24 protein-coding genes are annotated in these 20,390 nt (G+C 43.5%); 12 read left to right on the top strand and 12 right to left on the bottom strand.

Annotated features, from left to right (window positions below; genetic code table 11):
* Positions 1 to 46: 46 nt before the first annotated feature.
* Genes kynB through kynU form a run of 4 tightly spaced genes read right to left on the bottom strand, consistent with a single transcriptional unit; the run spans position 47 to position 4,353 of the window.
* The gene (kynB, locus tag M3234_RS09355; RefSeq protein WP_262304468.1) at positions 47 to 673 is read right to left on the bottom strand and encodes an arylformamidase; all 627 of its coding nucleotides are present in this window, start codon (positions 671 to 673) and stop codon (positions 47 to 49) included.
* A gap of 35 nt (positions 674 to 708) precedes the next feature.
* Complete coding sequence (gene kynA, locus M3234_RS09350) at positions 709 to 1,572, bottom strand: tryptophan 2,3-dioxygenase (protein ID WP_262304467.1); 864 nt, start codon at positions 1,570 to 1,572, stop codon at positions 709 to 711.
* A 17-nt stretch (positions 1,573 to 1,589) separates the two neighbouring features.
* A complete protein-coding gene (locus M3234_RS09345; RefSeq protein ID WP_262304466.1) occupies positions 1,590 to 3,008 on the bottom strand; it encodes an amino acid permease in 1,419 nt (472 codons plus the stop codon).
* Between the two features lie 58 nt (positions 3,009 to 3,066).
* On the bottom strand, positions 3,067 to 4,353 hold the full coding sequence (kynU, locus tag M3234_RS09340; RefSeq protein WP_262304465.1) for a kynureninase: 1,287 nt from the start codon (positions 4,351 to 4,353) through the stop codon (positions 3,067 to 3,069).
* Positions 4,354 to 4,736: 383 nt separating this feature from the next.
* On the opposite strand from kynU, the gene bioB reads away from it, so the two are divergent.
* Positions 4,737 to 5,750: a biotin synthase BioB gene (gene bioB, locus M3234_RS09335; protein WP_262304464.1), complete on the top strand. Its 1,014-nt coding sequence runs from the start codon at positions 4,737 to 4,739 to the stop codon at positions 5,748 to 5,750.
* A 235-nt stretch (positions 5,751 to 5,985) separates the two neighbouring features.
* Here bioB and M3234_RS09330 read toward each other — a convergent pair whose 3' ends face one another.
* Positions 5,986 to 6,492 (bottom strand): nucleotidyltransferase family protein, encoded by a 507-nt coding sequence (locus M3234_RS09330; protein ID WP_396953940.1) that lies wholly within the window; start codon positions 6,490 to 6,492, stop codon positions 5,986 to 5,988.
* Between the two features lie 171 nt (positions 6,493 to 6,663).
* Between M3234_RS09330 and M3234_RS09325 the strand changes: the two genes are divergently transcribed.
* A complete protein-coding gene (locus tag M3234_RS09325) occupies positions 6,664 to 7,362 on the top strand; it encodes a DUF5643 domain-containing protein (protein WP_311315634.1) in 699 nt (232 codons plus the stop codon).
* 42 nt (positions 7,363 to 7,404) lie between these two features.
* Here the strand turns inward: M3234_RS09325 and M3234_RS09320 are convergent, their stop codons facing one another.
* Positions 7,405 to 7,755 (bottom strand): VOC family protein, encoded by a 351-nt coding sequence (locus M3234_RS09320; protein WP_262304461.1) that lies wholly within the window; start codon positions 7,753 to 7,755, stop codon positions 7,405 to 7,407.
* 136 nt (positions 7,756 to 7,891) lie between these two features.
* Between M3234_RS09320 and M3234_RS09315 the strand changes: the two genes are divergently transcribed.
* The 7 genes from M3234_RS09315 (at position 7,892) to M3234_RS09285 (ending at position 12,928) form a co-directional block, all read left to right on the top strand.
* The gene (locus M3234_RS09315; RefSeq protein ID WP_262304460.1) at positions 7,892 to 8,380 is read left to right on the top strand and encodes a GNAT family N-acetyltransferase; all 489 of its coding nucleotides are present in this window, start codon (positions 7,892 to 7,894) and stop codon (positions 8,378 to 8,380) included.
* Positions 8,381 to 8,560: 180 nt separating this feature from the next.
* Positions 8,561 to 9,313, top strand: coding sequence for a nucleoside phosphorylase (locus tag M3234_RS09310; RefSeq protein ID WP_262304459.1), 753 nt, complete (start codon positions 8,561 to 8,563; stop codon positions 9,311 to 9,313).
* A 15-nt stretch (positions 9,314 to 9,328) separates the two neighbouring features.
* On the top strand, positions 9,329 to 9,934 hold the full coding sequence (locus tag M3234_RS09305) for an ECF transporter S component (protein ID WP_262304458.1): 606 nt from the start codon (positions 9,329 to 9,331) through the stop codon (positions 9,932 to 9,934).
* A 192-nt stretch (positions 9,935 to 10,126) separates the two neighbouring features.
* Complete coding sequence (locus M3234_RS09300) at positions 10,127 to 10,894, top strand: energy-coupling factor transporter transmembrane component T family protein (RefSeq protein ID WP_262304457.1); 768 nt, start codon at positions 10,127 to 10,129, stop codon at positions 10,892 to 10,894.
* The gene (locus tag M3234_RS09295) at positions 10,891 to 11,736 is read left to right on the top strand and encodes an energy-coupling factor ABC transporter ATP-binding protein (RefSeq protein ID WP_262304456.1); all 846 of its coding nucleotides are present in this window, start codon (positions 10,891 to 10,893) and stop codon (positions 11,734 to 11,736) included. Before M3234_RS09300 ends, M3234_RS09295 begins: the two co-directional genes overlap by 4 nt.
* A complete protein-coding gene (locus M3234_RS09290) occupies positions 11,733 to 12,524 on the top strand; it encodes an energy-coupling factor ABC transporter ATP-binding protein (RefSeq protein ID WP_262304455.1) in 792 nt (263 codons plus the stop codon). The genes M3234_RS09295 and M3234_RS09290 overlap by 4 nt, the downstream gene beginning before the upstream one ends.
* A 182-nt stretch (positions 12,525 to 12,706) precedes the next feature.
* Entirely contained in the window at positions 12,707 to 12,928 is a 222-nt protein-coding gene (locus tag M3234_RS09285; RefSeq protein WP_262304454.1) for a hypothetical protein, read from the top strand.
* Positions 12,929 to 13,154: 226 nt separating this feature from the next.
* On the opposite strand, the gene M3234_RS09280 is transcribed toward M3234_RS09285, so the two are convergent.
* The 5 genes from M3234_RS09280 to M3234_RS09260 all read right to left on the bottom strand — a co-directional run bounded on the left by M3234_RS09280 (position 13,155) and on the right by M3234_RS09260 (position 17,593).
* Complete coding sequence (locus M3234_RS09280) at positions 13,155 to 14,228, bottom strand: ABC transporter substrate-binding protein (protein WP_262304453.1); 1,074 nt, start codon at positions 14,226 to 14,228, stop codon at positions 13,155 to 13,157.
* Positions 14,225 to 15,031 carry an ABC transporter permease gene (locus M3234_RS09275; RefSeq protein ID WP_262304452.1) on the bottom strand — a complete coding sequence of 269 codons (807 nt, stop codon included), beginning with the start codon at positions 15,029 to 15,031 and terminating at the stop codon, positions 14,225 to 14,227. Before M3234_RS09275 ends, M3234_RS09280 begins: the two co-directional genes overlap by 4 nt.
* 1 nt (position 15,032) lies before the next feature.
* Entirely contained in the window at positions 15,033 to 15,836 is an 804-nt protein-coding gene (locus tag M3234_RS09270) for an ABC transporter permease (RefSeq protein WP_262304451.1), read from the bottom strand.
* A complete protein-coding gene (locus M3234_RS09265) occupies positions 15,826 to 16,941 on the bottom strand; it encodes an ABC transporter ATP-binding protein (RefSeq protein ID WP_262304450.1) in 1,116 nt (371 codons plus the stop codon). Before M3234_RS09265 ends, M3234_RS09270 begins: the two co-directional genes overlap by 11 nt.
* Before the next feature lie 139 nt (positions 16,942 to 17,080).
* Complete coding sequence (locus M3234_RS09260) at positions 17,081 to 17,593, bottom strand: DoxX family membrane protein (protein ID WP_262304449.1); 513 nt, start codon at positions 17,591 to 17,593, stop codon at positions 17,081 to 17,083.
* A gap of 248 nt (positions 17,594 to 17,841) precedes the next feature.
* On the opposite strand from M3234_RS09260, the gene M3234_RS09255 reads away from it, so the two are divergent.
* The 3 genes from M3234_RS09255 (at position 17,842) to M3234_RS09245 (ending at position 19,826) form a co-directional block, all read left to right on the top strand.
* Complete coding sequence (locus M3234_RS09255; protein ID WP_262304448.1) at positions 17,842 to 18,549, top strand: MBL fold metallo-hydrolase; 708 nt, start codon at positions 17,842 to 17,844, stop codon at positions 18,547 to 18,549.
* Between the two features lie 12 nt (positions 18,550 to 18,561).
* Positions 18,562 to 19,134 carry a TetR/AcrR family transcriptional regulator gene (locus M3234_RS09250; RefSeq protein ID WP_262304447.1) on the top strand — a complete coding sequence of 191 codons (573 nt, stop codon included), beginning with the start codon at positions 18,562 to 18,564 and terminating at the stop codon, positions 19,132 to 19,134.
* A gap of 83 nt (positions 19,135 to 19,217) precedes the next feature.
* Positions 19,218 to 19,826 (top strand): exonuclease domain-containing protein, encoded by a 609-nt coding sequence (locus tag M3234_RS09245; RefSeq protein WP_262304446.1) that lies wholly within the window; start codon positions 19,218 to 19,220, stop codon positions 19,824 to 19,826.
* 51 nt (positions 19,827 to 19,877) lie between these two features.
* Here M3234_RS09245 and M3234_RS09240 read toward each other — a convergent pair whose 3' ends face one another.
* On the bottom strand, positions 19,878 to 20,309 hold the full coding sequence (locus tag M3234_RS09240) for a VOC family protein (protein ID WP_262304445.1): 432 nt from the start codon (positions 20,307 to 20,309) through the stop codon (positions 19,878 to 19,880).
* Positions 20,310 to 20,390 lie beyond the last annotated feature (81 nt).

The raw sequence follows: 20,390 nt of genomic DNA, 5'->3' as shown, positions 1-20,390 counted from the left end.
TTTAAACTGGCCTCTATATCAATAGGCCTTTAACAAAAGTTAAGGTTTAGTCCAATTTTCGAATCACCGCACGTACCGGACTCCCATCAGCATCCGCCAACGGAAGCGGCAGGGCAGCCAATTCATAATCTCCTGGCTCAATACCGTCTAACACCAATCCCTCTAGAATATGAATCCCAAACCGGCTAAGTTCATGGTGCGCCAACAGCTCCTTACTCTCCAAGGCGTCCACAGACGGAAGATCGAGTCCAAGCAACCGTACGCCATAACCCGCAAGAAACTCCGCTAACTCCGGTTCAATCGGGGGAATTGAATCAGGAAACCCTCCACGATCTTTCCAAGCATCCGTCTTAATCAACAGTCGCGTAACTTCATCCAAATCAACACCGGCCAATTCCTTCACACCGATACTCGACACATTCGGAACATAAATCACCCGCGCCGGCCCGATATACAACTCAATATCCAAATCAATGACTCTTTTTCCATCATTATCGAAATGAAACGGCGCATCAATATGAGTGCCGGTATGGACACTCATCGTTACTTCTCCGACATTCACGGACCCGCTTTCCTCCTTGCTCCAGCACACTTTGTAGCTGAAAGGGGTATCGCCCGGCCAGACAGGAACCTGATTGTCCAGCCGCTGTGAAATATCGATCCATTTTTTCATAAAACCAGCCTCCAAACCAAGATATCCTAAGTGTATTACAGCTTTGTTCTCAGGCTCAACAGCTCCGGGAAAAATTGCTGATCGACCACCCGTTTCAAATAGGTCACTCCGGAAGATCCGCCCGTGCCCTTCTTATGGCCAATAATCCTTTCCACCGTGGTCATATGGTTAAATCGCCAAAGCTGCTGCTGATTGCCGACATCTACAAGCTTTTCAGCGAGCTCGTATAAATCCCAATATTTTTCGGTATTCCGGTAAACGGTCAGCCATGCCTCCTCGACACTTGGGTTCGGTTCATAGACCTGCGACCAATCACGTTTCAGTACTGTCTCATCAACCGGCAATCCGTGAGCGGCAAGGGCTGTGATGGCGGCATCATAAATACTCGGTTCATGCAAAGCTGCGTTCATCCGCTCATACAAGTTGAACTGATGCCTGTAAACGGCAAGCGTCTGCGCATTTTTTTGCCCTAAAGAAAATTCGATTAGCCGGTTCTGATAGGATTGGAAGCCGGAGGAATGACCAAGCTTATCACGAAACTGCATATAATCCGCCGGTGTCATCGTCGTCAGCACATTCCATGACTGGATTAACTGCTGCTGAATCCGTGAGATACGCGACAGCATTTTAAACGACGGTTCTAAATCATTACGGAGAATGCACGCAATGGCCGCCTCCAACTCATGCAGAATCAGCTTCATCCATAGCTCGCTTGTCTGATGAATAATGATAAATAGCATCTCATCGTGGTGATCCGAAAGCCGATGTTGGCTCGACAATATCTGTTCAAGATGAAGGTAGTCACCATATGACATTTCTTTTTTAAAATCTGTTTGAATTTCATGTTCGGGGCCTAATGTCTTGTTGTGTTCACGGCTTTCTGTGTCCTTCTTTTCCATTTCACTTGGCCTCCTGCTCATTTTATGCTTTTTGTTACATGTCCGACTGCTTGTGCCGGGTTTGCCGCTTTTCTCTTATTGATAAAAAAGTAAGCGATTGACAGGAAGATTAACCAAGGAACCCCAAACTGCAGCAGAATTTTAAAATCAGTCACCCATGTGGACAGCATTAAAGCAACTAGCAGGACGGCTCCAAGAATCGTTAAATACGGGAAACCCATCATTTTCACGGGTAGCTTGCGTCCACCTGATTTTTCCCATGCTTTTCTAAAATATAAATGGGAAATGAAAACCATCAGCCATGTAAAAATGGCACCGAACATCGAAATTCCCATCATGAACGCATAGGAGGTACCTGGGAATAACGCACTGACGGCAGCTGCCAAAATAATGCCTACAGCTGAAACTGCGAGGGCAGAAAATGGCACGCCTCTTCTACTGACCTTTCCGAAAATAGCAGGTGCAAATTTTGCCTGTGATAAGGAATACATCATTCTTGTTGATGAATATAACTGACTGTTCATCGCTGACAGGGCTGCCGTTAATACGATAAAGTTCATAATCCCGGAAGCGCCAGGGATATTTAAAATTTCCATTACTTTAACAAACGGGCTTTTATCCACTCCCGCTGACTTCCATGGGACGATCATCAACATGATAGCAAGAGTGACAACATAGAAGGTGGATAAACGGAAGACAGTCGCTCTTAATGCTTTAGGAACGGCAACGTCGGGATCCTTCGCTTCCCCAGCGGTAACCGCAATTAATTCTGTTCCTAAAAAGCTGAACAAGGAAATAAAGATGGCGACCCAGACTCCCCACCAGCCAAATGGGATAAACCCTCCATCATTGACCAATGTTTCAGGTCCCATCTCACTACCGGCAGAGGAGCCAAATAAAACGTAAGCGCCAAGAAGGATAAAGATAACGATCGCACTAATTTTGATCATTGAAAACCAATATTCAAAGGTCGCAAAGGTGTTGACACTAGTAGCATTGACATAAATAAGCACGGCACCAAACAGCAAAATCCACACAATTCCCGGTACGTCTGGAAACCAGTAATTCATATATATTGCGATCGCACTTACCTCTACACCGACGGCGAGGACATTGGCAATCCAATAGGAATAGCGGACGAGAAAACCTGCCATCGGCGAAATGTACTTTTCAGCAATGAAGCCAAACGACCCTGTTAACGGGTGAGCAACCGTCATTTCGGCTAAACAGCCCATCAACAGTAAGACAATAAATGCCCCGACAGCGTAACTGATTAAAACCGCGGGACCCGCCAAACTAATGGCAAGGCCGCTTCCGAGGAACAGACCTGTCCCGATGGCACAGCCCATCGCAATCATGGTTAGCTGCGCCGTACTTAAATCCCGCTTTAGTCCAGCCCCAGGGCCATTTTGACCTTGAGTTTGCTTATTCACCATAAACTTTCCTCCCACTACACCTAAGGTTTTTTAAGTAAAATATCGCCATTTAGTTTTGTTATGCAACGACTTCCCGCTCATTCACGAATTTTTCGTATTGCTTTTCTGTCATGATGGTTTTGAGAGTCTGCACAACCTGCCATACGTCCTCATAGGTGTTATAAAGGGCAACCGGAGCAAGGCGAATGATGTTTGGTGAACGGAAGTCCGGAATGATTCTGTTTTCCTTCAACGACTTGCAAATTCGGGCCGCTTCTTTGTGTTCAAAACTGACATGCCCGCCGCGGCGCAAATTTTCCCTTGGATTGCCGATGACAAATTCCATATCGGCAAGCTCGACTTCAATCAAATCCATCATATACTGGTTAAGGTGAAGTGATTTTTCTCGTATACGGTCGATGCCAGCTTCAGCGAAAATCTCCAAGGAGCCGACTAATGGAGCCATACTTAACACATGCGGCGTGCCGATTTGGTAAGCTGAAGCTGTGCTTGCTGGTGTAAACTCAATCTCAAGGTCAAATTGCTTTTCTTTATCGGAGCCGAACCAGCCGGCTAAGCCCGGCGAAGTGCCGAAATGTCTGCGGTTCACATACAAACCGCCGACTGCGCCTGGTCCGCCGTTCAAGTATTTGTAGTTGCACCAATAGGCAAAGTCAACGTCCCATTCGCTGAAGGAATGAGGAATGGCGCCAATCGAATGGCAGGCGTCAAAGCCGATTAAAATGTTTCGTTTATGGGCTTCGGCCGTCAACCGTTCCATATCTAGGATTTGACCGCTCCTATAGAGGACAGTCGGCAGGATCACGGTCGCAACCTCTTCGGTCATTGCCTCGATGATATCGTCTTCTTCGAGGATTCTGCCATCCCGGCTTTTAACAAGAATCAAATGTTCCTTTGGGTCAAGACCGCGGGATTGCAGCTGGCTTTTCAGGGCATATAGATCACTGGGAAAGTTCAATTCATCTGCTAAAATCTTAGTCCTTGCCCCAGTGGGTTTGTAAAACGTTGCAATATGCTGATGTAGATTGGTAGTAGTGGAACCGCTTACAATTATTTCGTCTGCAACTGCCCCTACGAGCGGAGCCAGCCTTTCGGCCAATTGTTCCGCCAAGTAAAACCATGGCTGTTTCCCCTTTGTCCAGCCGTCAATTCCGTGGTTCTTCCAATCTTCCAAGGAATTCAGCAGTGCGCGTTCTGCACGTTTTGAAAGCAATCCTAATGAATTCCCATCCATGTAAATACAATTGGGCGTTATGTAAAATTCCTGGCGAAATGAAGCTAGTGGATCCTCGCTGTCTAGCTTTCTGGCAAAATCAAGAGTTGGTTGAAAAGTGTATGAGCTCATTCTAATTCCCCGCTTTCGAAGTACTTTTTAATAGAATCATATCAACTGCTGGGAAATAGTGTCAATCGTACAATGGTCTATAGTTTAGATAAAAAAGGCAAAAAAAATAGATTGGTGTCGGCACCAATCAAAATTATGGGAAGTTTTAAGAAATGAGTTCAAGTGAACCTATTTCCTAATTAAGTTACCTTTATAATATAGAATAGTTGTGTAGAAGTTAGGGGGAAGTTGTGTGGAAGTTGTGAAGATTTGGGTTAACTAGGCCGAATTTCCTGATTTAGCCAAAGTCTATAATAGATTGTTTAAATATAAGTCCGCGTGATTTATAATTTAATTGTTAACCTAATTTAATTAATGGTTAACATATTAAAAGAGGTGATGATATGGATTGGTTAAACCTGGCTAAAAACGTACTCGATGGCTACCAGTTGACAAGGGAGGAAGCTGAGAAAATTTTGCTGTCAAAGGATGATGAGCTGCTATCCCTGGTCAATGCAGCTTTTGAAATTCGTAAAAGGCATTACGGCAAAAAGGTAAAACTGAATATGATTATTAATGCAAAAAGCGGGCTTTGTCCGGAGGATTGCGGTTACTGTGCCCAATCCAGTAAAGCGAAAACCGAAATCGACCGCTACACTCTGATCAGCAAGCAGACAATTGTTGAGGGGGCAAAGGAAGCAAAAAGAAACAAAATAGGTACATATTGTATCGTCATGAGCGGGCGGAAACCGACGAATAATGAGGTTGACACAGTCATTTCTGCGGTTCAGGAAATTAAAAACGAGGTTGAGGAAATTAAAATTTGTGCCTGTATGGGATTAGTCAATGAAGAGCAGGCAGTAAAACTGAAGGCGGCCGGGGTAGATCGCTTTAATCATAACATCAATACTAGCGCGAACCATCATGCTAACATTACTACGACTCATGATTATGATGACAGAGTGCAAACCATTGAGAACGTAAAAAAAGCAGGAATCTCTCCTTGTTCTGGGGTTATTTGTGGAATGGGTGAGACTGACGATGACATTATCGACATGGCATTTGCACTGAAGGAACTGGATGCCGACTCCATCCCAGTCAATTTCCTCCATCCGATCAAAGGAACGAAACTTGAGAATTTAAATGAACTAACACCAATCCGCTGTCTTAAAATCCTAGCCTTGTTTAGATTTATTAATCCAACAAAAGAAATTCGTATTTCCGGCGGGCGTGAGTTTAATTTGCGTTCCCTCCAGAACCTTGGGCTATTTATCGCCAACTCCATTTTCGTCGGCGATTATTTAACTACCGCTGGTCAAGGGGCTAAGGAGGATTACCAATTGATCAATGACCTTGGCTTTGAAATTGAAGAAAACCCATTTGAAACCGAGAGCCAGACATTAGCAAAGACATACTAAAAAAAGCCCCTTGTCAAAATGGCAGGGGCTGTTCAGAACAAAAAAATAGATTGGTGTCAGCACCAATCAAAATTATGGGAAGTTTTAAGAAATGAGTTCAGGCGAACCTATTTCTTAATAAGTTACTTTTATACTATAAAAAACTTGTGAAGAATTTATAAGGAACTTGTGTGGAAGTTGTGAAGATTTCCACTTTTAGTACCGTAGCACAACTTCTACGTGCATGCAGTCTCAGTTACGTAATTTTTAATAACTTCCAAGTCGCTTTCCAATTCTTTTTATTAATACGTACATCATAGACCCTCTTTAACTCAGCATTGGAAAATAGCGGTGTGGGTTTAACCAACAAATCTATCACATCCCCAATACCCCAAGGTGCTGCCAAAATGATACGATCATTTTCATCAAGCTTGACTCCCAAAGCCGTGACCGTTTCCGGAAACTTCGAAATTCCGTCCACTGCAGAGGAGTAGGGAGGCAGATTGTTAATAACATGCATCCTCGCTTGATTTTTTACAGACCAAGGGATATCCGGCCTCAAGGCTTTCAGCTTGCCCTCAAGGATCTTTTCATCAGCTTCACCTGTATTTACTGGATCAAAATAGATCACATCCACATCTTGAAGGGGAGTCCTAGCCTCAAACCCATGCAACACATCCCATATCTTTGAACGTACAAATCCAGCGCATACCCACCAATCAGGCAAGTTCAAAGTTTTTACCAACGTCAAGATTCCCATCATCCAGTTATCATCATTAATTGCCTGAATAATATCCTCCCCAGTCTTCAAACTGTCTAACACTCCCTCATTCGAACTCGATTTAAACATATGTCAACTTTACCTTTACATCCAACGTTATTTCAATACCTTTCATGTCCCATAAGCTCGCCATCTTAAAAAAATTTTTAAAAAATTAAATCCTTTTGCCAACTTCCTAGTCTAATATATAGACAAAACGGTTTAAGGGGGGAAACCTATAAATTAAATAAAACGGTGACCATCCAAGGTCAGAAGATCACCTTCATCGATGCTAAAGTTTATCCTTTAAGAGCGGCCATCCATGTAAAAATGGACCCTGAAAATTCAAAACGGATTCTTAATTTTGAAGATTTACGGCTTGTGGATGAGAACGGTGAGGCTTGGAATAAAATAAATAATGGCATTATCTCCAGTCAAATTTCGCCTGATGAAGCAATCGTCTATCTGCAGAGCAATTATTTTAAACAGCCAAAGGAATTGTATTTGGTGTTAAATAAGCTTCAAGCGGTTAATAAAGATGAAGTGTTTGTGGTGGTGGATACTGAAAAGCAGGAGATCCTGAAACAGCCAAAGGAAAACTACTTTAGTGAACTAAGGGTAGAGAAGGATGCGATTTATTTTAATTTTAAACCTGGGAAAGAATTTAATTATTTTCTTTTTACAAGAAAAGTGGATGGGAATGGGGAGGAGATTGCCTCTGAATGGGGTTCCTCGCAAAGTGGTTTCGAGAACGGGGTAATGGAAATCGGCGTGAATATACCTTCACTGCAAAACCAAATAAATCCTATCTCATTAGAACTGGTCTACTTTCCGTCCTGGATTAAGGGAGATTATAAACTTCGAATAAAATAAAGAAAATGGAGTCCTTCATTGGGGGCTCCATTTTGGCTTCGCTTATTTTTCCCACAGCTCAATCCATCTTCCTTCAGGATCTGCAATCCAAACAAATGTACCAAATTCGCTTATTTCAGGATCACGAAGGAGAGGAACCCCTTTTTGTTCAAGATGCTTCAAACATTCCTCCATACTTTTAACCTGAAAATTTAACATAACAGACTGCTCTTTTGGAAAATAGTCACTATTCTCGGAAAAAAACGAAAAGACCGTTTGATTTCCGGAACCTGGTGTTATAATTGTTCCATTCCAATCCTCCATGGAAAGCCCAAGGACCTCTTTATACCAGGCTTTTAAAACATCCATTTGTCTGGTTCTCCAAAAAACACCGCCAAATCCGACAATCTCCATTTTTATCACCTCTAATATATTTGTCTATCTATAAAAAATTCACCAAAATTTTAAAAATCCCTTCCAATATACCAACTAACCCAAAATAAGGCAACTTTTTTTTGAAAGAATCGTCTAACATAGATGGGGTGATATTTTGAACGGTTATAGTATTAGATTAGGTATGGAAAAGGACAAGGATTTCCTATGGGAGATGCTTTATCAGGCCATCTATATTCCTGAAGGCGAACCGCGACTTTCAAGGGATATTCTTAACGAACCGGAAATTGCAAAATCGCTGCAAGGCTGGGGTAGAACAGGTGATCAAGCGCTTATTGCTATGCACAGAGATAATACGCCAATCGGAGCCGTATGGGTGCGGTTATTCGATGAAACCAATAAAACGTATGGATATGTTGACGAAAAGACTCCGCTTTTAGGAATGGCTTTATTGCCTGAATACCGCGGAAAAGGAATTGGCACTGCCCTGCTTGCTGAAATGCTGAGACTCACAAAACAAGCAGGACACCCTGGCATTTCCTTAAGTGTCGATCCCAACAACCCTGCCCTTCAGTTATACAAACGATTCGGCTTTCAAAAAATTGGCGTCGATGGAACCTCATGGGACATGTTAGCAACATTTTAAGTATTGAAAGGGTGCCGGCATCTCTAATGGTGTCAGGCACCTTTTTTCATATAAAACTAACAAAGGATTCATATATTTGGTAATATTGAACTAGAAAATGCCAGAAATTTTTTCCTCTCCATTCCGCTATTTATTTAATTTCCTAACGAACAATTAAACCAACTGAAGGAGCATATGATGATGATAAATACACTACAGCCCCATATCAGATTAGGAAATGAGCAAGCCGCAGAGTATGCCCTGCTGCCGGGAGACCCGGGCCGCGTTGCCGAAGTTGCCAAATACCTGGAGAACCCGGAAGAGCTGGCCTATAACCGCGAATATAAAACAGTTAGAGGTCTTTATAAAGGGATTCCCATTTTGGTTACCTCTACCGGAATTGGCGGGGCGTCTGCCGGCATCGCCATCGAAGAACTAAAAAATATCGGTGTAAAAGCAATGATTCGCATCGGCAGCTGCGGGGCACTAAAGCAAAATCTGCGTATTGGCGACCTGGTCATTGCTTCCGGTGCAGTAAGAAACGATGGTGCCCCGGATGCCTATATTGACAAGTCCTATCCTGCTGTTCCCGATACCGAATTGCTGTTCCATGCCCTGACGGCCGCTAAAAGTAAAGGAATAAATTTTCACACAGGTATTGTCAGGTGTCATGACAGCTTTTATACTGATAGAGAACAAGAAATCGACAACTTTTGGTCCGAAAAAGGCGTCTTTGCCTCGGACATGGAAACAGCCGCCCTGTTTGTCATCGGGGGCTTACGAGGTGTCAAGACTGTCTCCATTTTGAATGTTGTTGTCGAAAAAGAAGGAGACCTGGAAGAAGGAATAAATGATTACGTCGACGCCGAGTCGGCCAGCAAGCGTGGGGAAGAAGCCGAAATTTTAACCGCACTTGAAGCCATAAGTTCCTATCATTCTAGCTTTCAAAAATAAAAGGGGGTTATTTTTATGAACAAGAAAAGCATGTGGTCGTTCCGTTTTTCTACTGCGGCACTGGTTCTTATTCCAGTGGCAGTCGGTGTCAACTACATCGGAAAGTTCATTGCCGGTGTTCTGAAACTGCCGTTATGGCTTGATTCCATCGGCACGGTCCTGGCGGCGATGCTGGGCGGCCCGGTTGTTGGAGCGTTGGCGGGTGCCATCAACAACATCATTTATGGGCTAACTGTTGATCCAATCTCGTTCGTTTATGGAATTACTAGTGTGGCGATCGGTCTTGCAGTCGGAATTCTGTTTTACAAAGGCTATATTTCTACCTTTGGAAAGGCGATTGTTGCCGGCCTGATTATCGGGTTAGTGGCAACGATTGTCTCTACACCGATTAATATCGGTTTCTGGGGCGGGCAAACAGGAAACGTCTGGGGCGATGCACTCTTTGCTGCCGTGCTGGCGAAAACTGACTCGGTCTGGCTGGCGTCCTTCCTTGACGAAATTGTTGTCGATGTACCGGATAAATTACTGGTTGTGTTAATCAGCTTCGGAATTTTTAAAGGATTACCGCGAAATGTCGTGCAATTATACAATAACAATGACAAAGTGGAAACATTGGATTAATTCTATAACTCTACCAATGAGGGCTCGCCGATTGGCGGGTCTTCATTTAGCTAATAGGAAAGTATAAATTCAACTACGCCTCTGTCTTCGTCCTAACGGACTCGCCAATCGGCGAGTTTTCATTTAATGATTGACCCTTGTCTCAATTTACAGGAAAATTGAGGTATATTGAAGGAAAGCTGGTGAGGCTTCTTGAAGTCGATTAGCTTATATGTGGACAGGGAATCGTTCGTCCATGATGTCGATCCCATCACGAAACTAATCTATATTTTATTTGCCATTTTGGTTCCGATCATTCTACCATCATTTACGGTCTCGTTCATTTGTGTCGGAATCAGTTTACTGCTGATACTGGCAGCGGGTGTTTTTCGAAAAACCCTGCCGATATTCGGATTTGTCTTTCTCGTTCTGATTACCGTTGTCATCATCCAAGGGCTGTTTAGGCCGGAAAACGAAACGGTGCTGTTTCAAATCGGTCCATTTGCCATGTATCAGGAAGGACTTCATTATGCATTAAAAATTACACTAAGGGTTGTCAATATTGTCGGGGCATTTATGATTCTGGTGCTGACAACCAAACCATCACATCTTGTCGAGTCATTGGTCCGCAAAGGCATGTCGCCAAGAATCGGTTATGTGATCGTTTCTGTGTTCCAAATCATTCCAGAAATGATGGCATCAATGAGTACAATCACCGATGCCCAGCGGTCGCGTGGGATGGAGACGGAAGGGAACCTGCTTGTCCGAATTAAGGCATTTCTGCCGCTGCTGGGTCCAGTTGTATTAGGGTCGCTGATCAATACGAAGGAGCGGGCAATGGCCTTGGAGGTAAGAGGTTTTAATTCACGGACCCCAAAGACCTATCTTAATGTGGAAAAAACCTATGCCTATAGCAAAGGGATTCAAGCCTTACTGCTGCTGCTTATCGTGGGCGCCGTTGCCTGGAGGATTTTTTTATGAAGAAAATTATTGCCCAAGGACTTAAATATAAATATCCATTAGCCGAAACATTGGCGCTCAATGACATTTCCTTTGAAGTGGAAGCAGGCGAATTCATTGGGGTTATTGGAAAGAATTCAGCGGGGAAATCGACATTATGCCAGGCCATGGTTGGACTTGTGCCGCATTTCTACAAGGGTGCGTACGGTGGGAAGGTCCTGGTTGACGGGCTCGAAGTCAAACAGCACAGTATTGCCGACCTCTCTTTAAAGGTAGGAATGGTGTTTCAAAACCCTTTCACGCAAGTGACGGGCTCTAAAATGACTGTTTATGAGGAAATTGCCTTTGGACTTGAGAATATCGGACTGCCGCGGGACGAAATGCTGAAACGAATTGATGAAGTGCTTAAGCTGTTAAAAATAGAACATGTCAAAGACCATAACCCGTTCGACCTCTCCGGCGGGCAGTTGCAGCGGATGGCCATCGCCGGCATCATCGCGATGAAACCGGAAATTTTAGTGCTGGATGAACCGACTTCCCAGTTGGACCCGGCCGGTTCCGATGAAGTGTTCAGGGCGATTCATGAGCTTAGTCAACAGGGTTTTACCGTCATTATGGCCGAACACAAAATGGAAAAGGTCGCCCAGTATTGTAATCGGGTTCTATTGCTCGATGAAGGTAAAGTTGCCGCTTTCGATACCCCTGAAAAAATATTTTCGCGGGATGATTTGGAATCGTATGGCGTCACAGCCCCGGTTTATACTAGGGTGTGCAGGGCATTGGGAGTGAAAAATGCGGGGACCGATTGTTACCCAGTTACGCTTGAGGATGCGGAGATGGCATTGCGAGGTGTGATCAAATGATAAAAGTGTCCAATCTTTCGTTTTCCTATCATAAAGCGGAGGGTCCCGTGCTCTCCGGAATCAATTTGGAGTTTGACCGGAGGTCCACAGCCATTATCGGCCAAAACGGTGCCGGAAAAACAACCTTTGTGAAGCTTCTAAAAGGCCTGTTAAAACCGGATGAAGGTGATATTCTGATTCAAAATCACAGTGTAAAACTGAAAACGGCGGCTGAATTGGCCAGAACGGTCGGGCTGGTGTTTCAAAATCCAAACGATCAGATTTTCAAACGAACGGTTCTTGAGGAAGCGATGTTCGGGCTGCTCAATATTAAGATGGGAAGGCATACAGCCGAGAATCAGGCCATCAAGGCTTTGAAGCTAGTTAACCTCGACGATAAACTTGAGATGAACCCTCATGATTTAAGCCTATCGGAAAAAAAGCTGCTCTGCATTGCTTCCATTGTCGCGATGGATCCAGACATCATCATTTTAGACGAACCGACCATTGCTCAGGACCATGCCGGCAAGAAAATCATTAGCCAAATCATTAAGGAGCTTGCGGAGAAAGAGAAACTGGTCATGACGATTATCCACGATATGGATTTTGTCGCCGAGAATTTTGAACGCACGATCGTGTTTAACGAGGGGAAGGTCCTGCTTGATGGGGAAACACGTGACGTGTTCGCCCAAAAAGATATTTTGCAAGAAGCGAATGTCGAAGCTCCGGGAATAACACAACTGGCGGAGAAACTAGGTTTTGAACATACCATTTTAACGGTAGAAGAATTTATTAAAGCTGTAAAGTGAGGAAGGTGACCATATAGGGCACCTTTTATTATGTGCTTTTAATTAAAAAATAATAAACAGATTTACTTTTTTATTCTCCGTTTCTGCTATATAATGAAGTTATTATAGTGTTCACAGAATTGTTAAAAATATAGCTTGACCAATGTTTATATAGGGTGAAATATGGTTTGGAGGGGTCGGTAATGTTACGTGCGGCAATTGCGGGTGTGTTGGGGTTTGTGCTTGTTTTTATCGAATCAATCATTGTAATGAAACTTAAAGGCTATGTAACCATCGAATTTGGCGGAATTGCTCCGTTTATCAACGTCTGGGCCATGAACTTCTTCTTCGTCTTTGCTATCCTGACGCAAGTGACGAATTGGTATACAAACAGAGAAAGCCTTAAAGAAGATAATAGCTATTAAAAAAGAGCGCCACAATCACCTTTTGGATGATTGTGGCGTTTTTCTTTTGCCTGTAGAGGGGTCAGGAGAGGGTCCAGCGATAAAAAAGAAGGCTTTAATTTGCCCGGTAAGGTGCCAGAGAAGGTGTCAACGGTAAAAAAGAGACCTTGATTTTACCCGGTAGGGGACCACAACAAGTTCAGCGGTAAAAATCCAAAAATAAATAAGACTAGGCCGTGGCCCAGTCTTATTTCCGATGCATCTTAAATTGCAAAAACAACTCATTATAATACGCCAAATTTCGTTTTCCTAGGTTCTCGTAAACTTCGAGCTTCTCGGTCAGCTCCGGTGACGGATAGAACCGCTCATCCTCCACAACTTCCTTAGGCAGGTACTTCAATGCCGCCTTATTCGGTGTGGAGTAGCCTACGTAATCGGTGTTTTGCGCAGCAACCTCGGGATCGAGCATGAAATTGATAAACTTGTGCGCCCCATCTACGTTCTTAGCGGTTTTCGGAATGACCATGTTATCAAACCACAAATTCGAGCCTTCCTTTGGCACCACATAGTCCAAATCCTCATTTTCTGACATGATTTCCGAAGCATCCCCAGACCAGACGAGACCAATCGAAGCCTCCTCATTGGCCATGAGCATCTTGATTTCATCTCCGACAATTGCTTTTACATTCGGCGTCAGCTTATCAAGTTTCGTCTTTGCTTCCTGCAAATGCTTTTTATTCGTATCATTTAATGAGTATCCAAGACTATTTAATCCCATGCCCATTACCTCACGGGCACCGTCAATCAACAAAATTTCATTTTTAAAAGCAGGGTCCCAGAGGTCATTCCAGCTGGTGATTTTTTTTCCGTTAATCTTAGATGGATTATAGACAACCCCAACAGTTCCCCAGAAATACGGAACGGAATATTTATTATCAGGGTCAAACGGTAAATCCATAAACCGCTGATCAATGTTTTTCAAGTTCGGCAGTTTGGAATGGTCAAGCGGAATCAGCAAATCATCCTGGCGCATTTTATCAATCGTGTATTCAGACGGGACCGCCACATCATAGCTGGTACCGCCCTGCTGAATTTTGGTCATCATCGCCTCATTAGAGTCAAAGGTTTCATAAATAACCTTGATGTCGGTTTCTTTTTCGAACCGTTTAATTAACTCCACATCAATGTAATCGCCCCAGTTATAAACGGTCAGCGTATTGTTCCCGGAATAGCCCTGGGAGGTGTTCAAATGGGAAATCGTCCCCAGCAGGATCCCGGAAACGACAACGATGATTAGGAAAAATCGGACCAAATTGTTCATCGCTTGCGCACCCCCATTCCATTAACCTTCGAAGCTCTTGTGATAAAGTAATAGATCACGACTAGCAGCATCGTAAAGAGGAACAAGAGGGCGGACAAGGCATTAATATTTAACGAGATTCCCCGCCGCGCCAGTGAGTAAATTTCCACGGACAGCGTCGAAAAACCGTTCCCGGTTACAAAGAAAGTGACGGCAAAATCATCGAAAGAATAAGTGAGCGCCATGAAAAAACCGGCCCAGATTCCCGGTGTAATGTACGGGATGATGACCTTGGTGAAAATATTCCACCGTCCCGCCCCCAGATCCCGTGCTGCATCAATTAACGATGGGCTCATCTCCAACAGTTTTGGGAGCACCATCAGCACAACGATCGGAATGCTAAAGGCAATATGCGACATCAAAACCGAATAGAAGCCCAGTTTGATTCCGGCCATCGTGAATAGGATTAAAAACGAGGCGCCGATGATAACGTCAGGGCTGACAATTAATATATTGTTTAACGAAATTAAGGTGTTTTTTGTCTGACTTTTTTTCGCCAAATAAATCACCAGTGCCCCGAGCACCCCGATGATCGTCGCAATCAGTGCCGACAACAATGCAATTACAATCGTATTTAATACAATAATAAATAATCTTGTATCCTGAAACAGTTCCCGGTACCAATCAAGCGAAAATCCTTCAAAGTCATACATCGTATCGCCGCTGTTGAACGAATAAAAAATTAGAAAGAAAATCGGTGCATATAGGATAAAAAAGATGATCGCCAAAAACAGTTTCGATAACGGAGTAATTTTTTTATCCAAGTTACACACCTCGCTTTCTGGTGTTTGTGAGGATCATAATCAGAACCATCGCAATAATTAAAAATACGGCAATCGTTGAGCCCATGCCCCAATCCTGGGTCACGAGGAAATGCTGTTCAATCGAGGTTCCCAGGGTAATCACCCGGTTTCCGGCAATTAACCGCGTCAGCATGAACAACGAAAGGGCAGGAATAAACACAACTTGGCAGCCCGATTTCACGCCATCAAGCGTCAGCGGAAAAATCACCCTTCGGAAAGTCACCCATCTCGATGCTCCCAGATCGCTTGCGGCATCCAGAAGCGTCGGGTTCAATTCATTTAGGGCATTGAAAATGGGCAAAATCATGAACGGGATAAAAATATATACCGAGACAAACACAAAGCTGAAATCGGTAAACAGGATTTGCTTCGAGCCAATGCCAATGATTTTTAAAAAGCTGTTGGCGGCGCCGTATGTCCCGAAAATCCCCAAAAAAGCATAGGCCTTCAATAAAAGATTAATCCACGAGGGAACGATAATCAGCAAAAGCCATAATTGCTTATGTTTGGTTTTTGTCAGCAGCAGTGCGGTCGGATAAGCAACCAACAGCGAAATCGCCGTGATTAAAAACGCATACCAAAACGAACTTAGGGTCATCTGCAGATATACGGGCGTGAAAAACTTTTGATAGTTAACAAATGAAAAATTTCCTTCAATATCAAATAAAGAATAATAAACGACGAGCACTATAGGTGCCACTACGAACAGGAGCATCCACAGGAAATAGGGGATGGAGTATAAATGGCGGGTTAGCTTATTTTCCATCGCCAGAACCCTGCCCATCACTATATGCCTCTAACCGGCGGTCGAATTCTTCCTCTGTCTCCCCGTGACGCATGACATGAATCGCTTCCGGGTCAAAATAAAGCCCGATTTCATCGCCGACATTCGCCTTTTTGGTGGAATGGACGAGCCACTCATTTCCGTCCTTGTCGTAGCAGGAAAGCTCATAATGAACCCCGCGGAACAATTGCGAGTCAACGCGGACCTGAAGTTTACCGCGGTCCAAAGTGGTAATTTCCAAATCCTCCGGACGGATGACAACTTCAATGGGTTCATTTTCGTTAAAGCCTTCGTCGACACAATCAAACTGCTTGCCCGTAAATTCAACCAGATGATCCCGGAGCATGACTCCGTCGACAATATTGGACTCACCAATAAAATCAGCAACGAAGCGATTGATCGGCTCATCGTATATATCGGTCGGTGTACCGCTTTGCTGAATGATCCCTTTGTTAAGAACAAAAATTTCATCGGACATCGCCAACGCTTCTTCTTGATCATGGGTAACAAAAATAAAGGTAATCCCAAGCCGGCGCTGCAGCTCACGAAGTTCATACTGCATTTCAGTGCGCAATTTTAAGTCTAGTGCCGAAAGCGGCTCATCAAGCAGGATGACTTCCGGTTCGTTCACAATTGCCCTCGCAATCGCTACCCGTTGCTTCTGCCCGCCGGACATCTCCCTAATTTCGCGTGTTTCATATCCCTGAAGGTTAACAAAGCTCAATGCTTCTCGAACCTTTTTAGTTATTTCACTGTTTTTTAGCTTTTTTATACGTAAGCCGAAAGCGACATTTTCAAACACATTTAAATGGGGGAACAACGCATAATCTTGAAACACCGTGTTCATCTTGCGTTTATTGGCAGGTACATGATTGATTTTTTCTCCGTTAAAATAAATATCACCGTTTGAAGGTTCGGTAAATCCGGCAATTAATCGCAATATTGTTGTTTTACCACAACCTGAGGGACCAAGTAAGGTGTAAAATTTCCCTCGTTCTATTTCAAAACTAACATCTTGAAGTATGGGTGGATCGTTATCGTATTGCTTTGTTACATGGTTAAATTGAATAATGGTAGTATTTGGCACAAATAGCCACCCCCTTGTATTATTATCTATTCGTTCGATTCGGGAACAATTATACAGGTTCTGTCAAAAAATTCAATCGTAGTTTGCTTTTACATAAAAAAATGCCTCATTCCATACTTGGAATGAGGCATTTTTTAAATTATGCGTTGCTTTTGACAGGCTCGCTGTTTTTGAAAACAGTTTTGCGGATGAATGGAACCACCCAGCGGTCAAGACCGATACGGCCTGCGTTATAACCAGCAGTTAAAATGATGAAGCCAAGCAAGATGTCTGTTGGGTTATGAGATACGGTTCCGGCAAGGAAGAAAGAGAAGTTCATCACAAGGCCAAAGAACATGGCAGCAGTTGTTAAGCAGCCCAAAAGTAATCCTAAACCAATCAATGTTTCACCGACAGGTACAACAACGTTGAAGATATCTACGTTTGGAAGAGCGAAGCCTTTTAGGAATTCCACATACCAGCTGTAAACCATGGCACCGTCCGGACCTTTAACCGGGTTGGCAATAGCGCCTTTTAAAAATCCAGAAGCATCGAAGCCGCCGCTGGTTAATTTACCTAGACCTGCGGTAAACCAAGAGTATCCAAGATATAGACGTAACACTGTTAAAATACCAGCAGCAATTTTGTTTTCTCTTAACCAATTTGCAAACATTTGAAACATCTCCTTAGTATGTTAAATAAGTTATAAATAATTACCACGCTATTAATATAGCAAATTAATTTCATGTCGGGAGTAGTTTGTGCACTAATTCACATTTTTGTAAAAAAGTATTGAACAATTTGTTACAAGGCGACAGTTAATACAATTTTTTACAAAAAATTTTTTGAAAAAACCTTGCTAAAACTAACCATATTAGTTAATATAAAACTAACGATATTAGTTTTAGGGGGATGGGTAAAATGAGAATCATTCAAAACGGATATTTGTATCAGGTTACGTTTATGGCAAATGTGTTTCCGGTCAACTGCTATTTGGTCGAGGAAGAGGACGGATTAACCCTAATTGACGCGGCACTTGATTTTGGCAAAAAGGGAATCATTCAAGCGGCCCAAAAAATGGGAAAGTCGATTACCAAAATTGTGTTGACCCATGCCCATGAAGACCATGTCGGGGCACTAGATTCATTAAAAGAAATCCTGCCAAATGTCCAAGTTTACATCTCCGCACGAGACAGCCGGTTAATGTCCGGCGACCGCTCGCTTGATGCGCATGAGGAGCAAACTCCCATCAAAGGTGGAGTTCCCAAGAATCTAAAAACGAGGGCCGATGTTTTATTAAAGGAAGGGGACTTCGTTGGTTCGTTGAAGGCATTTGAGACTCCAGGTCATACACCAGGATCGATGTCATTTTTGGACACTCGGACAAATGCAGTCATTGCCGGAGATGCTTTTCAAACACGGGGAGGAATCGCCGTTTCAGGAGATATGATGTTATTTTTTCCATTCCCGGCCTTTGCCACATGGAGTAAAAAGGCGGCTTTAGCCAGCGCCAAGAAACTGGTGAATTTAAAACCGAGTCTATTGGCGGTCGGACATGGGGAGCTGGTTGAAAATCCATTCCATGCAATGACCACAGCGATTAAAAATTTGGAACAGAAAATGAAATAAAGGAGCTTAGTGATGTCACCTAGACCAAGATTTGCACTAGACTTAACAACGATACTAGAAGCGGCGGGGGAACTAGCCAACCAGCAGGGAATGCAGGAGGTTACCCTGGCGAACTTGGCTAAAAGGCTCAATATCCGCCCGCCTTCATTATATAATCATTTTGATGGGCTTCCAGGCTTACGAAAACACCTCGCTATCTATGGATTAAATAAACTGTATGAGGAAATGACACAAGCGGCCATTGGGGTATCCGGCACTGAGGCAATCCTTTCAATCAGCCGGGCATATGTTAATTTTGCAAGGAACTATCCAGGAATATACGAGGCAACCTTGATGGCCCCGAATCCGGAGGATGCCGATGTCCAGCAGGCAGGATCAAAGATTGTCGGCCTCTCCGTCCGGTTGTTGCAGGCATATCCATTGGAGGGAGATATGGCTTTACATGCCGTCCGGGGCTTACGCAGCATTTTACACGGATTTTCCTCATTAGAGCAAAGGGGTGGCTTCAAAATGGCGTTGGATTTGGATGAAAGCCTAGAAATAATCATTAAAGCGTTTATTGATGGAATCCGTAAGGGGAAATGATCCCTTACGGATTTTTTTCCAGAAGAAACAGGTTGATAAATTTGATATAATAAAGGAAATTTTTGATTTAAAGGGTGATGGTTATGCTGAAACAGGAGAGCTACGGTTTAATGCTCGATGTTGAGACTACCGGATTAGGGCCAACTAAGGATGAAGTCATTGAACTGGCCTTGAAGCTTTTTTCCTTCCGGTCGGATACCGGTGAAATTCTTGATATACTGGAAGAAGAGTCATTTTTACGTGAACCGCTTTCTGCCACGGCACGGAAGAACTATAACCAAGCGTTCCGTGTTCACGGCATTCCCTTTGATGATGTTAGAGGAAAAAGCTTTTATGATGGAAAAATTAAAACCTATTTTCACAGGGCAGAGGCGGTTTTTGCGCATAATGCATCATTTGACCGCAGTTTTCTTTTTCATATGTACCCGGAAGTAAACGATTTGAAGTGGTACTGCACAATGCGAAATGTCCCGTGGAAACAATACGGATTCCCAAATGGCAAGCTGCTTACGCTTCTGCAGGCACATGAGATTACTAGCTATCAAACACATAGAGCGATGGATGATATTACATACTTGATGGAATTGCTGAAAAAGGTGAGTCCAAAGGGAAATCTCTACCTTCAGGAGGTTCTTGACTACGGACCGATGCGAAAATATCAGCCTGCTGCTTCAAGGGCAAAAATGGGGTAATAGTTAAGTAAAAAAGCTCTGATGCACTAGTTGCAATCAGAGCTTTTTCTTTTATGAATGCGGCTTCCCTTCAGTAAACACCTGGAAGGTGACCCCGAATTTGTCCGTTACTGTGCCATAAGCTGGGCTAAAGAACGTTTCCTGGATCGGCATTTCCACTTGGCCTCCGTCCGAAAGCGCCTCGAACATTCTCCTTGCCTGCTCCGCATCGTTTGTGGTAATACAAATTGTTACTTGCGTTCCGGTTTGGTGCGGTTGTCCCGGGAATGTGTCAGAAAACATAATTTCAGACTCGCCGACCTTTATGGAAGCGTGACTGACACGGTCCTTGGCATCTGCAGGCAGCGGGAAATCCGGGTTTTCAGGCATTTCGCCAAAGGATTGCATAAACAGAACTTGGGCGTCCAACGCCTTCTCATAAAATTGGACTGCTTCCCGTGCGTTTCCATTCATCACTAAATAGGGTATTAATTTAACGGCCATCCAATATTCACTCCTTGAATTAAAATTATTAGCTAACGTTTTTAGAAATTGAAATCAACGCAGTTGCTATTATTAACCAAT

The organism is Neobacillus niacini, from assembly GCF_023715785.1.
Taxonomy (GTDB): domain Bacteria; phylum Bacillota; class Bacilli; order Bacillales; family Cytobacillaceae; genus Neobacillus; species Neobacillus niacini_E.
The sequence above is the reverse complement of the archived record's forward strand: the minus strand, read 5'-3'. Positions and strand labels throughout refer to the sequence as shown.

Excerpts from the sequence above, each read along its gene's own strand:
- kynB (WP_262304468.1), bottom strand. The coding sequence starts at position 673 with ATGAAAAAATGGATCGATATTTCACAGCGGCTGGACAATCAGGTTCCT.
- kynA (WP_262304467.1), bottom strand. The coding sequence starts at position 1,572 with ATGGAAAAGAAGGACACAGAAAGCCGTGAACACAACAAGACATTAGGC.
- M3234_RS09345 (WP_262304466.1), bottom strand. The coding sequence starts at position 3,008 with ATGGTGAATAAGCAAACTCAAGGTCAAAATGGCCCTGGGGCTGGACTA.
- kynU (WP_262304465.1), bottom strand. The coding sequence starts at position 4,353 with ATGAGCTCATACACTTTTCAACCAACTCTTGATTTTGCCAGAAAGCTA.
- bioB (WP_262304464.1), top strand. The coding sequence starts at position 4,737 with ATGGATTGGTTAAACCTGGCTAAAAACGTACTCGATGGCTACCAGTTG.
- M3234_RS09330 (WP_396953940.1), bottom strand. The coding sequence starts at position 6,492 with ATGATGGGAATCTTGACGTTGGTAAAAACTTTGAACTTGCCTGATTGG.
- M3234_RS09320 (WP_262304461.1), bottom strand. The coding sequence starts at position 7,755 with ATGGAGATTGTCGGATTTGGCGGTGTTTTTTGGAGAACCAGACAAATG.
- M3234_RS09310 (WP_262304459.1), top strand. The coding sequence starts at position 8,561 with ATGATAAATACACTACAGCCCCATATCAGATTAGGAAATGAGCAAGCC.
- M3234_RS09305 (WP_262304458.1), top strand. The coding sequence starts at position 9,329 with ATGAACAAGAAAAGCATGTGGTCGTTCCGTTTTTCTACTGCGGCACTG.
- M3234_RS09295 (WP_262304456.1), top strand. The coding sequence starts at position 10,891 with ATGAAGAAAATTATTGCCCAAGGACTTAAATATAAATATCCATTAGCC.
- M3234_RS09290 (WP_262304455.1), top strand. The coding sequence starts at position 11,733 with ATGATAAAAGTGTCCAATCTTTCGTTTTCCTATCATAAAGCGGAGGGT.
- M3234_RS09285 (WP_262304454.1), top strand. The coding sequence starts at position 12,707 with ATGTTACGTGCGGCAATTGCGGGTGTGTTGGGGTTTGTGCTTGTTTTT.
- M3234_RS09280 (WP_262304453.1), bottom strand. The coding sequence starts at position 14,228 with ATGAACAATTTGGTCCGATTTTTCCTAATCATCGTTGTCGTTTCCGGG.
- M3234_RS09270 (WP_262304451.1), bottom strand. The coding sequence starts at position 15,836 with ATGGAAAATAAGCTAACCCGCCATTTATACTCCATCCCCTATTTCCTG.
- M3234_RS09260 (WP_262304449.1), bottom strand. The coding sequence starts at position 17,593 with ATGTTTGCAAATTGGTTAAGAGAAAACAAAATTGCTGCTGGTATTTTA.
- M3234_RS09255 (WP_262304448.1), top strand. The coding sequence starts at position 17,842 with ATGAGAATCATTCAAAACGGATATTTGTATCAGGTTACGTTTATGGCA.
- M3234_RS09250 (WP_262304447.1), top strand. The coding sequence starts at position 18,562 with ATGTCACCTAGACCAAGATTTGCACTAGACTTAACAACGATACTAGAA.
- M3234_RS09245 (WP_262304446.1), top strand. The coding sequence starts at position 19,218 with ATGCTGAAACAGGAGAGCTACGGTTTAATGCTCGATGTTGAGACTACC.
- M3234_RS09240 (WP_262304445.1), bottom strand. The coding sequence starts at position 20,309 with ATGGCCGTTAAATTAATACCCTATTTAGTGATGAATGGAAACGCACGG.